9 protein-coding genes and 1 tRNA gene are annotated in these 16200 nt (G+C 41.9%); all 10 read left to right on the top strand.

Annotated features, from left to right (window positions below):
- The first annotated feature begins 137 nt into the window (after positions 1–137).
- On the top strand, positions 138–2270 hold the full coding sequence (locus COR50_RS20785) for an endonuclease MutS2 (protein WP_098195783.1): 2133 nt from the start codon (positions 138–140) through the stop codon (positions 2268–2270).
- A 50-nt stretch (positions 2271–2320) separates the two neighbouring features.
- Positions 2321–3217 (top strand): helix-turn-helix domain-containing protein, encoded by an 897-nt coding sequence (locus COR50_RS20780; protein ID WP_098195782.1) that lies wholly within the window; start codon positions 2321–2323, stop codon positions 3215–3217.
- A gap of 308 nt (positions 3218–3525) precedes the next feature.
- On the top strand, positions 3526–4716 hold the full coding sequence (locus COR50_RS20775; protein WP_232516220.1) for an efflux RND transporter periplasmic adaptor subunit: 1191 nt from the start codon (positions 3526–3528) through the stop codon (positions 4714–4716).
- Positions 4717–4859: 143 nt separating this feature from the next.
- Complete coding sequence (locus COR50_RS20770; protein WP_098195780.1) at positions 4860–8024, top strand: efflux RND transporter permease subunit; 3165 nt, start codon at positions 4860–4862, stop codon at positions 8022–8024.
- Between the two features lie 29 nt (positions 8025–8053).
- Positions 8054–9469: an efflux transporter outer membrane subunit gene (locus COR50_RS20765; RefSeq protein ID WP_098196343.1), complete on the top strand. Its 1416-nt coding sequence runs from the start codon at positions 8054–8056 to the stop codon at positions 9467–9469.
- A gap of 145 nt (positions 9470–9614) precedes the next feature.
- A tRNA-Ser gene (locus COR50_RS20760) sits at positions 9615–9699 on the top strand.
- Positions 9700–10810: 1111 nt separating this feature from the next.
- Positions 10811–11155: a GIY-YIG nuclease family protein gene (locus tag COR50_RS20750; RefSeq protein ID WP_098195778.1), complete on the top strand. Its 345-nt coding sequence runs from the start codon at positions 10811–10813 to the stop codon at positions 11153–11155.
- A gap of 71 nt (positions 11156–11226) precedes the next feature.
- The gene (locus tag COR50_RS20745; protein ID WP_098195777.1) at positions 11227–11694 is read left to right on the top strand and encodes a MarR family winged helix-turn-helix transcriptional regulator; all 468 of its coding nucleotides are present in this window, start codon (positions 11227–11229) and stop codon (positions 11692–11694) included.
- 29 nt (positions 11695–11723) lie between these two features.
- Positions 11724–14339, top strand: a complete 2616-nt coding sequence (gene ppsA, locus COR50_RS20740; RefSeq protein WP_098195776.1) for a phosphoenolpyruvate synthase — start codon at positions 11724–11726, stop codon at positions 14337–14339.
- Between the two features lie 1011 nt (positions 14340–15350).
- Positions 15351–15701 (top strand): hypothetical protein, encoded by a 351-nt coding sequence (locus tag COR50_RS20730; RefSeq protein ID WP_098195774.1) that lies wholly within the window; start codon positions 15351–15353, stop codon positions 15699–15701.
- Positions 15702–16200: the final 499 nt, after the last annotated feature.

Below are 16200 nucleotides of genomic sequence, written 5' to 3'. Positions count from 1 at the left end.
TTTATAAATGGAACTGGCAGACTAAAACCGGGATTAGCCATTGATCCATACCACTAATAAGAATTATTTATACGGGTATAAAAAGGAATGATGGCCTTTTTTACCTATTTACCTGCAATTTTAAATAGAATATCACATTGAAATATTTTCCAGGGTCTGCCTTAGCGCAATTGGAATTTGATAAGGTTCAGCTACTGCTATCCGAACATTGCAGAACTGAACTTGGAAAACAAATGGTTGCCGAGCTAAGGCTCCATACTCATCTAGATTACGTGAAATCCGCGCTGCAACAAGCGCATGAGTATAAACAATTATTACTGATTCAAGAATATTTTCCCAATGATTTTATCTTGAATATCAAGGGAGAGTTGAGGTTGTTGGGCATCCAGGGCGCCACTTTATCTGGCGAGCAGTTTTTGTCGATCCGGAGGATGGTGGAAAGCATGGAAGGGATATTCCGCTTCTTCGATGCCGAAAGAAGAATCCAATACGCGGGTTTGGCCGAGGTGATCGCGGATACGTATTACGAGAAAAAGATCGTGCAACTGATCGACGAGGTTCTCGACGAATCGGGGCAGGTGAGAGACAATGCCACTCCTGAACTATCTAAGATCAGGATGAACCTGTACCGCAAGAGAAACGAGTTAAGGCGGGCTTTCGACCGCGTATTGCAAAAGCTTGCCAAGCAAGGCTACCTGGCTGATATCGAGGAAGCTTTCCTAAGCGGCAGGAGGGTCGTAGCCATTTTTGCCGAGCAGAAAAGAATGGTGAAGGGTATTTTACACGGTGAATCCGATACCCGCAAAACCGTCTTCGTGGAGCCGGAAGAAACGATCGAACTGAACAATGAAGTATTTAGCTTGGAACGAGAGGAGGGGCGGGAAGTACAACGGATTCTCAAAACCCTCACCTCGCAGGTTGCCCGGTTCAAGGACCTGCTGGAACATTATTACCAAATCAGCGGTACCTACGATTTTATTAGGGCAAAGGCGAAGCTGGCATTGGATCTAAATGGTAACTACCCGATGTTGGAACAGCATCCGCAGATTCATCTTGTTGAGGCCTATCATCCCTTGTTGTATTTATATAACAAGAGGAACCAGAAACCGACGATCCCGGTAAACCTGACTTTGAATAAAGACGGGCACATTCTCGTGATCAGCGGGCCAAATGCCGGGGGGAAGACGGTTACCATGAAAACAGTAGGCTTGATACAACTCATGTTACAGGCAGGGTTGCTGGTTCCTGTGCACCCTACTTCGCAGATCGGGATTTTCAAGCAATTGATGATCCATATCGGGGATACGCAGTCCTTGGAGTTTGAATTGAGTACTTACAGTTCGCATTTAAAGAACATGAAATATTTCATGGAAAACGCGAATGGGAAAACGCTCTTCTTCATAGATGAACTGGGTAGCGGGTCTGATCCTAACCTGGGCGGTGCTTTTGCAGAAGTAATCATGGAAGAGCTAGCAAGGAAGCATGCCTTCGGTATCGTTACCACGCATTACCTGAACTTGAAGATCATGGCCAACAAGGTCAAGGGAATCATCAACGGGGCCATGGGTTTTGATGAAGAGAACTTGGCGCCGATGTACCGGTTGATCGTTGGCAAACCCGGTAGCTCTTATACCTTTTCGATCGCGCAGCGTATCGGCCTGCATCCCGGCTTGATTCAACGAGCGAAGAAATTGGTGGATGATGGTCATTTTAAACTCGATAAGCTGTTAAATAAAGCGGAGCAAGATTTACAGAAGGTCGAAAGCAAGGAGCGGGAATTGCAGAAGTTGATGAAAGAGAATGAGAAGTTGAAACGGGAGTTTGAATACTTAAGTGATAAGGAAAGAAAGCACCAGCAAGTAACCTTCCTCAAGCTACAGAATAAGATCAAGGAGGATGAAATCCATTACCTGAAGGATATGGAGCGGAAGATGAAACAGCTAATCATAGAATGGAAACGCACCGATGATAAACAGAAGGTGATCAAGCAAGCAGAAAACCTGCTCTTCAAAAAGAAAGAAAAGATCATCAATGAAAAGTTTGAGAAGAAGGTCCAAGATAAATTCGTTGAGGTTTCGAAGGAATGTAATGTCGGGGACCTGGTAAAAATTAAGAGCAATAACCAGGTAGGTAAACTGATCGAGATCCGCGATAAAAGGGCCATCGTTCAATTGGGGAACTTCCCGATGAACGTACAGATCAACGACCTTGTAGCGGTAAAAGAGCGCCCCAAGGAAGAATCCGTAAAAGGGAAAAGGAAAGTTACCTAAAGGTAATGTAATACCGGTCCCGATATATTAACCATCAAATTTGTAGCAACATGGAAGTACTTAATACCGCGGATATACCCGTATATAGTTTGAAGGATTGTACCGCGGGATCGGAATTTGTGATTAAGCACCTAAAATATACAGTCGATTCTGAATACAGCGTGGAGCCGCCGCACCGCCATGACGGGTTCAGCATCGGGTTAATGCTGAAAGGCAGTAGTACGCTTTTCCTCGATTTTGAAAAGTTCGTAGTCAATGCGCCGGCCGTACTGTTAATTACGCCGGAACAAGTTCATAAACATGAACTGATTACGGATTCAGAGTTTATTTCCTTGTATTTTACCAGCGATTTCCTATTGGCAGAGTCCGAAGGGATGATCAGTTGTTGGGAATGCGTTTTCAATAATAACTTGATACACCTTTCCCCCTCGCATGTGCAGGAATTACTTTCTTACACGGACATCATGATGAGGGAAGTGAAGGAGAATAAACCGAGGAAATCGATTATTATCAGGAATATTTTAAGTGCCTTCATCACGGCTTGCGGCCGTATTTCCGCCGAAGACGCCATCGATATCAAGGGGAATGGGAAGGACTGGAATAATGATACTTCACAGTTGAATATATTCCGTCAATTCAAGCTATTAGTTGATAGGAATTACAAGGAGTTGGCACAGGTCTCCGACTACGCAGATATGTTGCATGTTACACCCGGACATTTAAATGACATGGTGAAAACTGTAACGGGTAACAATGCCAAGCATATTATTGATACGAAAAGGGTTACGGAGGCCAAACGGCTATTATATTGGCGGCAACATTCGGTGAAGGAGATCGCTTTTCAATTGAATTTTGATGATGATGCATATTTTAATAGGTACTTTAAAAGGCATACAGGCATTACTCCTGCTTCATTTCAAAGGACAATCCGTGAAAAGTACAATTAATCCCTCGATTTTGTAAGTACGACTTATGAAATTAGTTTATATTTTTGTGCTGCATTTAAATATTACAATTATGATAACCATGTAATTCTCGAAACGCCGGGATCTGCTACGCCGACTTTCCCCCATACAATTTCGGCTATGACGTTTCTTAGATTTTTGCCTTGCAGATCAATGATTATTTTTTCCTAACAATGTTCACACTGTTGCGCCCAAGGTAGGTACACCTCACTACCTATGCTTTCGTGCGCTTTGCTTTCTAAGATTGGCATCTTGGGATGGTGGACAGCTATTACCTGTATAATTTTAAAATGATGAGAAAAGGAACACCTATTTACAACAAACTCAACTTAGCCCCTGCGCTGCTGGCAGGCTTGCTAATGATTATATTAAACAGTTGCGCTAGCTCCAGCGCTGGCCCGGCTCCAATGGCAAATCAAACGCCAAGCTTGCCGGTAGTACAACTGAAGCAGATCGATGCAGCAACTTCACGCGATTATAACGCGGCTATAGAAGGAAAAGTGAACGTGGAAATCAGGCCGCAAGTAGAAGGTATCTTGGATAAGATCTTTGTAGATGAAGGGGCTGCCGTTAAAAAAGGACAACCTCTATTCAAGGTCAATGACCGCGTGTACCAGGAAGCTTTAAGCAATGCCCAAGCAAATTTGATGGCAGCGCAAGCTAACCTGGATAAAGCTAAGATCGAGGTAGATCGCCTGGCACCACTTGTTAAAAATAACGTGGTGGGAGAAGTGCAATTGAAAACGGCACAATCTGCCGAAGCGGCTGCCAAAGCTACTGTGGCACAGGCGGAAGCGATGGTTAGCAATGCTAAGATCAACCTCGGCTATACGTACATTACGGCGCCGGTAGATGGTTACATCGGGAGAATCCCTTATAAAGTTGGAAGCCTCGTAGGCAGAATGGAGACGCAGGCATTGACGGTAATTTCCGATGTGAGTGAAGTGTATGCTTACTTTTCTTTTAGCGAGAAGGATTTCTTGCAATTTAAAGAGGCTTACCCCGGAACTACGATCCGTGAGAAGTTAAGTCATTTGCCTAAAGTATCATTAGTACTGGCAGATAATTCAGTTTACCAGCAAGAAGGAACCGTGGAAACAGTGGATGGCCAATTCGATAAAACAATGGGAGCCATCAGCTTAAGGGCTACCTTCCCGAATCCGAATGGTGAATTGCGCACCGGAGCTACCGGTAAAGTAAGAATTCCTACAACCGTTGAAAATGCGGTAGTTGTACCGCAGAATGCTACCTACGAATTACAAGATAAAGTGTTTGTATTCGTTGTGGGGGATAGCAACAAGGTGGCTAGTAAGCCGCTGTTGATCAATGGTAAAAGCGGGAATTATTACCTGGTATCCGGAGGTGTGAAAGGTGGTGATAAGATTGTTTATTCAGGATTCGATCGTTTGCAGGATGGAGCAATCATCGCACCGGAGAATATTTCCTTGGATAGTTTATTGAAGGAAAATCCTATGAGGTAGTAATTATTGTACTATCAATTTCTATCCTGGTATGAAGCATTATGGGAATGGTGCTACAGGGGGGTGCTTGCCCTTAAATTTAGGGTCATTATTTATACATTTTACAATGATGTAGCGGTTATTACCGACAAATTAAAAAATCAATGCTAAGAAAATTTATAGAACGACCTGTATTGGCTACAGTAGTCTCTATTATACTGGTTTTACTGGGAGGCTTGTCACTGGTATCATTACCCGTGACGCAATTCCCAGATATTGCACCACCTAGCGTGCAAGTGCAAGCCTCGTACCCGGGGGCCAATGCGGAAGTGGTTGCCCGTTCCGTGGCAACACCGATCGAAGAAGCCGTTAATGGTGTGGAGAACATGACTTACATGACATCTACCTCCAATAACGATGGGTCTATGATCTTGACAGTTTATTTTAAGCTGGGTACAGATCCCGACATGGCAGCTGTGAATGTTCAAAACCGCGTATCAAAAGCAACGAGCTTATTACCCACGGAGGTGGTTCAAGCAGGTATCACTACGCAAAAGCAACAAAACAGTATGATCATGGTGGTGAACTTGCAAAGTGATAACAAAGCTTATGATGAAACGTTCTTGCAAAACTATGCTAAGATCAATATCATCCCGGAGATGCAAAGGATCAACGGCGTGGGGCAAGCGATGGTATTCGGTGCGAAGGATTACGCGATGAGGATTTGGTTGCGCCCGGATCGTTTGGCTGCTTATAACATGTCGCCGCAAGATGTGCTGAATGCTATCCGCGAACAAAACGTGGAAGCAGCGCCGGGACGTTTCGGGGAAAACACGAGTGAATCCTTCGAATATGTTATCAAGTACAAAGGTAAGCTCAACAAGGGCGAGCAGTATGAAAACATCATCTTGCGCGCTAACCCGGATGGATCTTTGCTTAGGTTGGGCGATGTTGCCCGCGTGGAATTCGGTTCATTTACCTACAGTAATGATACGAAGGTGAATGGTAAATATGGTATCGGTATCGCGTTATATCAAACAGCCGGTTCCAATGCCAACGACATCCAGGTGGCTGTAAATGAATTAATGCAAAAAGCCTCGAAAGCATTCCCGGCAGACGTGGAATACTTCAATATTTATAGTACGAAAGAATATTTAGATGAATCAATAGACCAAGTGAAGCATACGCTTATCGAGGCTTTTATCTTGGTGTTCATCGTGGTATTTATCTTCTTGCAAGATTTTAGATCCACGTTGATCCCGGCTATTGCAGTGCCGGTAGCTATCATCGGTACGTTCTTCTTCATGCAATTGTTTGGTTTTACCATCAACTTGCTAACATTATTCGCGCTCGTGTTGGCCATCGGTATCGTGGTGGATGATGCGATCGTGGTGGTGGAGGCCGTCCATGCCAAGATGGAAAGGATCAATATGAGTCCCAAGGACGCTACGATCAGTTCCATGCAGGAAATTTCCGGGGCCATTATCTCGATCACGTTGGTGATGTCGGCAGTATTTATCCCTGTAGGGTTCATGCAAGGTCCGGCAGGAGTGTTTTACAGGCAGTTTGCCTTTACGCTCGCCATCGCGATTTTGATTTCCGCGGTGAATGCATTGACACTAAGTCCCGCTTTATGTGCGTTGTTGCTGAAAAATAACCATGCCGCTGGTGAAGGGGGGCATGTTGAGAAGAAAGGTTTTGGAAAACGGTTTTTTACAGCTTTCAATGCCGGTTTTAACGTGATGACCGCAAAATATACCCGCAGCTTGCAATTCTTGGTAAGGCGCAAATGGTGGGCATTAGCAGGCTTGGCTTTGGTAACTGTAGCTACCGTTTGGATGGTGCGCAAAACGCCTACGGGGTTTATCCCCACGGAAGACCAAGGTTTTATCGTGTATTCTGTCAGTATGCCTGCCGGTAGTTCCTTGGAAAGAACGAAGAAAGTTGTGAGCAAGGTAGAAGGCATCATGAAACGATTCGAAGCTGTGAACCACTATTTAAGTGTTTCCGGTTTGAATATCCTGACTAATTCAATTAGCTCATCATATGCAGTGGGTTTCGTGAAAATGAAACCTTATGAAGATCGTGGGCAGGTGAAGAATATCCAGGAAGTAATGGGAGCGATGCAAGCACAATTAGCTTCCATTAAAGAGGCAAACATCTTCTTATTTAATATGCCTACGGTTCCAGGGTTTAGTAATATGGACGGGTTTGAAGTGATCCTGCAAGATAGGACAGGTGGAAGTCTTGATAAGTTATCGAACGTGGCGTATGGATTTATCGGTGAACTGATGAAGCGGAAAGAGATCGCCTTTGCCTTTACCACATTTAATAATGGTAACCCTCAATTTAATATAGAGATTGATGAATTAAGGGCAAAGCAATTGGGCGTACCTATCAGCGAGATACTGCAAACATTGCAGGTGTATTATGGTAGTTCCTTTGCTAGTGATTTCAACCGTTTCGGCAAGTATTATCGCGTGATCGTACAAGCGGATGCTAATACCCGTGCCGAGCCTAGCTCATTGAACGGCATTTTCGTGAAGAATATGGGCGGGGAAATGGTACCGATGAACGAGGTTGTAGAATTAAAGAAAGTTTATGGTCCGGAAACAGTGACCAGGAATAACCTATTTACCTCCGTGTCGATCAACGGGCAACCGAAACCGGGGTATAGTTCCGGTGATGCTATCAAGGCAGTGGAAGAAGTTGCAGCGCAGTATTTACCCCGTGGGTATAGTTACGAATGGGTAGGTATGACCAAGGAAGAGATCAGCGCCGGTGGACAGGCGGCAATCATTTTCTTGCTCTGTTTGATATTCGTGTACTTCTTGCTGGCAGCTCAATATGAAAGCTACATATTACCCTTGTCCGTTATACTTTCAATTCCACTGGGGATCTTCGGAGTATTCTTATTTATACGGTTGTTTGGTATTGATAACAATATCTATGTACAGGTGGGTTTAATTATGTTGATAGGTTTGTTAGCGAAAAATGCCATCTTGATCGTAGAGTATGCAGTACAGCGCCGCCGCGCAGGAATGGGGTTATTGGCAGCAAGCTTGCAAGCAGCGAAGTTAAGGCTTCGCCCGATCTTGATGACTTCCTTTGCCTTCATCGTGGGATTGATCCCGTTGATGAGAGCATCTGGATCCTCGGCATTAGGAAACAAATCTATCAGTACCGGTGCTGCCGGGGGGATGTTAACCGGGGTATTCTTAGGGATATTTGTAATACCCGTATTGTTTATCATCTTCCAGTATTTACAGGAGAAGGTAAGCGGGAAACCTAAGCCGACACCGATCGAAACAACAGAATCAAAATGGTAAGTAGCGGTAAATCAAATAAAAATAAAGAGATGAGGAAAAGAAATTTCTATCCATATATACTACTGCTAGCGTTGGTAGGCACTGTGAGTGCCTGCCGCGTTGGCCGTAATTATGAATCACCGGATCTTGGTTTACCCCAACAATACCAAGATCAATCTACGGGTGATAGTTCAATTGCAGCAGTGAGTTGGAAAGCATTTTTCAATGAATCCCAACTCCAGTTGCTGATCGAAAATACATTGAAGAATAATCTTGATTTGAAAATAGCCGTGCAGCGATTATCTGCCGCACAATCCTATTTAAAACAAGCAAGGGCGGCCTTTTATCCATCTGTAACTGGGCAAGTGAATGCATCAACTAATATACCATCAAAGAACAGCTTGAATGGTTTGAGTTTGGATAATTTCATCGGTACCAGTCATATTGAAGACTATACAGTGAGTGTTGGAGCGACTTGGGAAGCAGACATTTGGGGCAAAATCCGCCGTCAGAAAGAAGCGGCACAAGCTAGCTACTTACAAACTTACGAGGCGGTAAGAGCCGTGCAAACGACATTGGTAGCTACGGTAGCTAGTGGTTATTTTAACCTATTAATGTTGGATGCACAATTAAATATAGCCAAGAAAAATGTGGCTTTAAGTGATACGATCGTAACGATGATCCGCTTGCAAAAGGAAGCGGGATCGGCAACGGAACTGGCGGTGCAACAAGCCATATCTCAACAATTGGTGGCATCTAAATTGGTTCCCCAATTAGAGCAAGCCATAATAGTACAGCAGAATGCACTCCGTCTTTTGGGCGCAGAATTTCCAGGTACCGTAAATCGCATCGGTGCTATTAATGACTTCCCGGTATATGAGCAACTTTCAGCAGGTGTACCTGCCGTGTTATTGCATTACAGGCCAGATGTAAGGGCCGCGGAACAACAATTAATTGCGGCAAATGCCAATGTAGGGGTAGCGCAAGGTAGTATGTATCCCAGTTTGAGCATTACTGCGACAGGTGGGGTCAATGCGTTTAAAGCCAGCCAATGGTTCACGCTTCCCGGCTCATTATTTGCAACTGTTACGGGGGGGATAACGCAGCCGATCTTTCAAAGAAGGGCATTGAAGACCCGCTTAGAAGTGGCCAAAGCACAAAGGGAAGAGGCAGAGCTTAATTTCAAGATGCAGGTATTGAGTGCCGTTCACGAAGTGAGCAACAGCTTGGCAGGTATTGATAAATTGAAAGAGCAGGAACGCATCGTCATTGCGCAGAATCAGAATAATAGCAAGGCTGTAAATAATGCGAAGATGCTTTTTACAGGTGGATTGGCGAACTATTTAGAGGTAGTTACAGCACAATCTAATGCATTGCAATCCGAGTTGAATCTCGCGGATGTACATCGCCAACAATTACAAGCTGTGGCAGAATTGTACCGGGCATTAGGTGGTGGCTATGAATAAAGGATACTTTTTATGTTGATTGATACCCGCTAAAACCGCAACCGGCTTAATTTTAAGCCGGTTGTTTTGTTTATACTACACATGAAGTTTTCCACAACGAAGAAATTTTTTTTTGAAAATTGATCCAGTTTTCTACTTTTGCAGCGGAGAGATGGCAGAGTGGTCGATTGCGACGGTCTTGAAAACCGTTGACTGTAACAGGTCCGGGGGTTCGAATCCCTCTCTCTCCGCTAGGTTCATCAACTGTGTCTTCGGCTTCGCTCAGACACAGTTGATGGAAGTTTTTGGGGGTGTTGGAGAATTTAGATATTGTTTGTTCTTGATGTTAGGGTGTTGTATAGGTACCCGGTAATAATGTTTGTTAGCCATCTGCACTTATTATTTTCAGATGACATTTTTGATTTTTTTTTGATCTAAGGAAGGGGATTTTATTGCTGGTTTCGAGAGGTGTATCAACTGTGTCTTCGGCTTCGCTCAGACACAGTTGATGGATGTTTTGGGTGTTGTTGGAGATATTTTAGATATTGTTTGTGCCTGTTGTTCGGGTGTTCTAGCATACCTGAAATAAGTATGTTAACCATCTTTACTTATTATTTTGAGAATGTATTTTGATTTTATAATGATCTAGGTAAGGCGATTTTATCATTGGTTTCGAGAGGTGCATCAACTGTGTCTGAGCGAAGCCGAAGACACAGTTGATGGAAGCTTTTGGGTGTGGTTGGGTGTTGTTGGAGATATTTTAGATATTGTTTGTTTTTGGTGTTCGGGTGTTCTAGCATACCTGAAATAAGTATGTTAACCATCTTTACTTATTATTTTGAGAATGCGTTTTTGATTTTATAATGATCAAGTAAGGAGATTTTCTCGCTGGTTTTGAGAGGCGCATCAACTGTGTCTTCGACTTCGCTCAGACACAGTTGATGGAAGTTTTGGGTGTTGTTGGAGATATTTCAGATATAGTTTGTTTTTGGTGTTCGGGTGTTCTAGCATACCTGAAACAAGTTTGTTAACCATCTTTACTTATTATTTTGAGAATGCGTTTTTGATTTTATAATGATCAAGTAAGGGGATTTTCTTACTGGTTTCGAGAGGCGCATCAACTGTGTCTGAGCGTAGCCGAAGACACAGTTGATGGAAGTTTTGGCGGTTGTTGGAGATATTTCAGATATAGTTTGTTTTTGGTGTTCTAGCATACCTGAAACAAGTTTGTTAACCATCATTACTTATTATTTTGAGAATGCGTTTTTGATTTTATAATGATCTAGGAAGGGGATTTTCTCACTGGTTTTGAGAGGCACATCAACTGTGTCTGAGCGAAGCCGAAGACACATTGGGGCTACCATGAAAGGTTACACATACATACTACTCTGTTCAGACGGAAGTTACTACACCGGCAGTACGAAGTATCTAAAGCGCCGCCTAGCGCAACATCAATCCGGCAATGGCGCCAAGCATACTATGAAACGCTTACCCGTCAAATTGGTGTATTACGAAGTATATAATCGTATAGATTGGGCTTTCTATAGAGAAAAGCAAATCCAGCGTTGGAGTAGAAAGAAAAAGGAAGCATTGATCAATGGTTGGGAAGAAGAACTTAAACGGTTAGCCGAATGTATGAACGAATCCCATTGTAAAAATTTTAAAATAAGAACTGACCCCTCAAATGGTCACGAAGATTCTAAATAATTCGTTTTTTGATTAAAAATCTAAATAAATTATTATCTTAGTGTCTAAGATATTATTAAATCAATTAAATAATGGCCATCGATACTAAGAAATCAGATCAGGTTCGGCAGATTCGTAAACTTAGCCAGTGGTATGCATATACATCAATCGAAATGCATGAAACTGTAGGTCGGAAGGCGGGGCTTTCTGGGACGGACCATAAATACTTGGGTTTTTTACTTCAAAAGGGAGAAATGACTGCCGGAGAGTGGGGTACGCTGACCGGGCTAACTAGTGGTGCCATTACCGGGCTTATAGACCGCTTTGAAAAGAAAGGTTTAGTGAAAAGGAAATTTACAGAAGGGGATAGGCGAAGAGTAATAATAGAACCAGACACTCAAAAAATTATGGATTTGCTTGCCCCATTGTATAAAGATTACCGCTCGGAATCCGAAAAGCTGCTCGCGACTTATTCTGCCGACGAAATAAAGGTACTAGAATCCTACTTCGAAAAGGCTATTGCGATTATGAAAAAGACTACTGAAAACTTGCAGAAATAATGATCAATTGATGCAAAAATTACCAGCTTATGTATAATTATATCCTTCCAATTCAGCATGTTGATAAATCTATGATCGCTACTGTAGGTGGCAAAGCAGCAAACTTAGGTGAATTGCACACAATTAAACATATCAATGTACCTGCTGGCTTTTGTGTCACGACTGTAGCTTTTCAAGAAGTCGTCTTTGAAAATGAGCATGTCCTCCGTTTGATTGATCAATTGGATGGCCTTATTATTTCAGATCGGTCAAAGGTAGCAGATATCTGTTCTCAAATTCGTTGGGCTATTGAAAATATTGCAATCCCGGGTCATATAGTTGCTGAAATTAAAGACCAGTTGGCTGTTGATGGCTCTCAAGTTGCATATGCCTTGCGTTCCAGCGCTACTGCAGAGGATTTACCAACTGCTTCATTTGCTGGACAGCAGGACTCTTTCCTAAACATTACAGGAATCCATTCGATATTGGAACATCTAAGTAAATGTTGGGCTTCCCTTTACACGGATCGAGCCGTAATATACCGTATGCAAAACGGTTGGGATCATAAACGGGTGCAATTAGCAGTCATTATCCAGAAAATGGTATTTTCAGAGGCTTCGGGAATACTTTTTACAGCGGATCCAGTTACATCCAATAGAAAAGTGGTCTCCATCGATGCTGGTTTTGGCTTAGGTTCCGCTTTGGTGGAAGGTAGGGTGTCCGCTGATAATTATAAAACTTTGAATGGTTGTATAGTTGAAAAAAGGATATCCTTCAAAAAAATGGCTGTTTCAGCAAGACTAGAAGGTGGTACTGAAGCCTTATCCCTTAGCATCGAACAACAAGAATCACAGGTGCTAAATGATGAGGAAATTTTATACTTGGCTGATTTGGGTAGAAAAATAGAAGCCCATTTTGGCTGTCCCCAAGATATCGAATGGTGTTTTGCAGATCATCAAGTTTTTATCGTGCAAAGCAGGCCGATTACTACTTTATTTCCGATTCCAAAAGCTGATGATGAAAAGAAACATGTTTACATATCCGTAGGGCATCAGCAAATGATGACTGATGCGATGAAGCCCTTGGGTATTTCTTTTTTTCTGCTTAAAGTTGTTCGCCCTATGGATACCGCGGGAGGTAGATTGTTTGTTGACATTTCGGAAAATTTATCTAAGCCAGAAAGTAGGAAAGCCCTGTTAGATCTTATGGAACAATCTGACCCCTTGTTAAAGGATGCCATTATGAATATCTTAAAACGTGGAGATATTATTAACATAGCACCCGGTGAACACTTGGATAAAGAAAATAGTAGCGAAGTGGAAACGGAATTGTCTTCCGAGTTCAAAGCGCCTTTTGAAGAGCAGTCCAATATCGTACAAGAATTAATACAAGAAAGCCAACGTACGATTTCAGTTTTGGAAAAGGAAATTCTATCTAAGTCCGGAGCGGAACTTTTTGACTTCATTTTGGATGATATCACGATGTCAACCAAATTGATGTTGAATCCACAGGTATTCCAACTTATAATGGCTATCATGAATGCTGCCAATTGGATTAACTGTAGAATAGAAAGATGGCTTGGAGAAAAGAATGCTGCGGATATTTTAACACAGTCTGCACCTAATAATATTACTTCTCAAATGGGGCTGGATTTATTGGATGTTGCCGATGTAATTCGTCCCTACCCTGAATTGGTGACCTACCTGTCAACTGTTAAGGAGGATAATTTTCTGGAACAGATGCATCATATAGCAGGAGGACAGCTTGCTAAGGATGCTATATGTGGCTTCCTTGATAAATATGGTATGCGCTGTACAGGAGAAATCGATATTACCCGTCCCAGGTGGAGAGAAAAACCAAGTACATTGATACCGCTTATTCTAAGTAATATCAAAAGTTTTGATACAGGTGCAGCGAAAAGGAAATTTGAACAAGGGCTAAGAAATGCCAAGTCAAAGGAACAGGAATTATTAAACCGTATACGGACTTTAAGCGGTGGGGAAGAAATGGCTGTAGCAACTAAAAAAGCAATCGACTTCTTACGGAATTATTGCGGCTTCAGGGAATATCCAAAATATGATATCATTTGTCGTTATTTTATATATAAAAGAGCATTGCTTCGTGAAGCCGACGTATTATTGAGAGCAGGTATCATCGATGAAATTGAAGATATATTTTACCTGGATTTTAATGAGTTGAAAGGCTTAGTGCAAACAAGAATTATCGATAAAAACCTGATTGCAAACCGGAGAACGGTACATGAACAAAATAAAAGGTTGAATCCCCCTAGGGTGATAACTTCAGACGGTGAAATATTCACAGGCGAGTACAAAAGGGAGAATTTACCTGCGAATGCAATTATCGGGTTACCGGTTTCTACCGGAATTGTCGAAGGTAGGGCTAGGATAATTTTTAACATGGAAGATGCTGATATTGAGGAAGGAGATATTTTAATTACTCCATTTACAGATCCGAGTTGGACGCCACTTTTCGTGTTAGTGAAGGGGCTAATCACTGAAGTTGGCGGGTTGATGACCCATGGTGCCGTTATTGCAAGGGAATATGGTTTACCCGCAATTGTAGGTGTTGAAAATGCCACCCGGCTAATACAAGACGGACAAATCATTAGGCTCAATGGCACGGAAGGCTTTATTGAAATTATCTGATTTAAGTGGAATAATACCTGTTGAAAGCAAGGTTTCTATATAATTCACTTCTTTTACTTATGCTTTAATGTCCGGGTAAATAGATTGGTTTAGTCAAACATTGCCCTTGAAAACCGCAGGCAACATTTGACTATAATTTCACCAAGTTAAAGAATGGCTGGTATTTGCAAAAGATTTGATATTAAGTCTTATATAAGTTGGATTATTATTTCACTTCCGAAATAAAGGTGTAATAAAGGAAAATGAATTAATTTGATTCAATAATAGTTCACAAGGTTCAATACATTAATTGTAATTCCTGTAAGTGTACAAGGGCAAATGTATGCAGTTAATTCTGCCACTGAAATACCTTGAATTAGGTATTTTGTGTTGCAAGCATTTTTCCAAAGATGGGGAGTAAATGCTTTTCTTGGATGAAAGACTTGACCAGGATCAGGAATCACGAAATGAAGGATAATATTAGTTTTGACATCTGGGCCGCTATCTCTTTAGAAAGTGTGAATGATATTTCATTGCAATATTTAGAGAACAAAGGGCCGGTGAACAGACCTGGTTGGTTTGGTATGGATAAGGATAATAATTTTCTAATTGTAAACCACAAAGGTAGACGTTTCTTTTGGACTAGTGGGAATTTTGATATAAGAACAATAAATTCTTTTCATTGTTGTCCGACTAAAATTGCATTAAATTTACTTGGATTCCTTATCTGGTCAAGGACATAAGCGAAGGATGATCTATTCAAAATCCCGGGTAGCGCCGCCAAGACTACAGTGGAACTTCGCACCGTTGATAGCGAGCGTTAGCTAGGCGATAAAGTAGTACAAAAGCTGACACTGTACATTATTAAGTAAGATGGTCGTCTTAATGAGTTGGAAACGAAGCTTGTATATTTAAAGAAACCATTGCTCCTTCAGCGAATTAGCCAAGTTCGATGATGTGGATAAAAAAAATGTTGCAAATTAATTTTGATTTTTTAATTTGTATTACCAGTTAAAAATTGCATAAGAGTTTTTGTGTTGCCCGATAAACACATCTATTTACAACAACTTCAATCACGGTGAACAAGGCGACATTAAAGCGAAAGGTAATTTGCTTGATGGTTACCAATTAACTGTATATACCGGAACAGATGGCAAGCAGCAATTAATCCGCAGTGATTTGTTAGGAAATTTTGTTTTCGGGTTCATGGCACAGGAGCATGGGCAAACATTTAAAACTTCCAGAGGCCAGGGCGACTTTTTACAATCTGAGGGAGTAGATGACAGGCTCGATACATACTTTTTGCTTCTCGGCCATGAGCAAAGAAAAGCAGGCAATACCGTTCCCAACTTATTTAAAAAATATGCAACAATCCCTGAGTAAAAAAATATTGGTGAATCTGTTACTTAATACAGCTATAACAGTTGCAGTTTTTTATCTGTTGTTCCGGCTGTCGGTGCTTGTGGTATCGTTCTTTCACGAATGGGAAAGAAGTTTACAGCGTGGAATCTTTTGGGAAACATACCTCTATTCGTTTGCGGGTGTAGTGTTGTTGCTCAATCTGATATTTTTATTCTTACCATCATTAGGGATTAGGTCAAGGATGCTCTTAAACGGGATGGGAATTATTGTACTGGTAGTAGTTTTTTTTAAGTCGTTCCGTTTTATCGCTTATAGCACACTGTTGCCTCATATTATAGCGGCAATCATTTTAATCGTTTTACCTTTGGTAATATACCAAATTCCTTTTCTAAAGCGATTGTATTTATTCATCACAGGAATGAAAGAATAATGAATAGCCCGGCAAGTCCGGGCTTTTTCATTGTGCGCCATGCATGCCATTGTTCTTTAAGGTTAAAGTCCTAAACGGGCCATCTAACGG

Source organism: Chitinophaga caeni (genome assembly GCF_002557795.1).
In the GTDB taxonomy this organism is placed as follows: domain Bacteria; phylum Bacteroidota; class Bacteroidia; order Chitinophagales; family Chitinophagaceae; genus Chitinophaga; species Chitinophaga caeni.
Note: the sequence above shows the minus strand (reverse complement) of the source record. Positions and strands in the feature narration are given on the sequence as shown.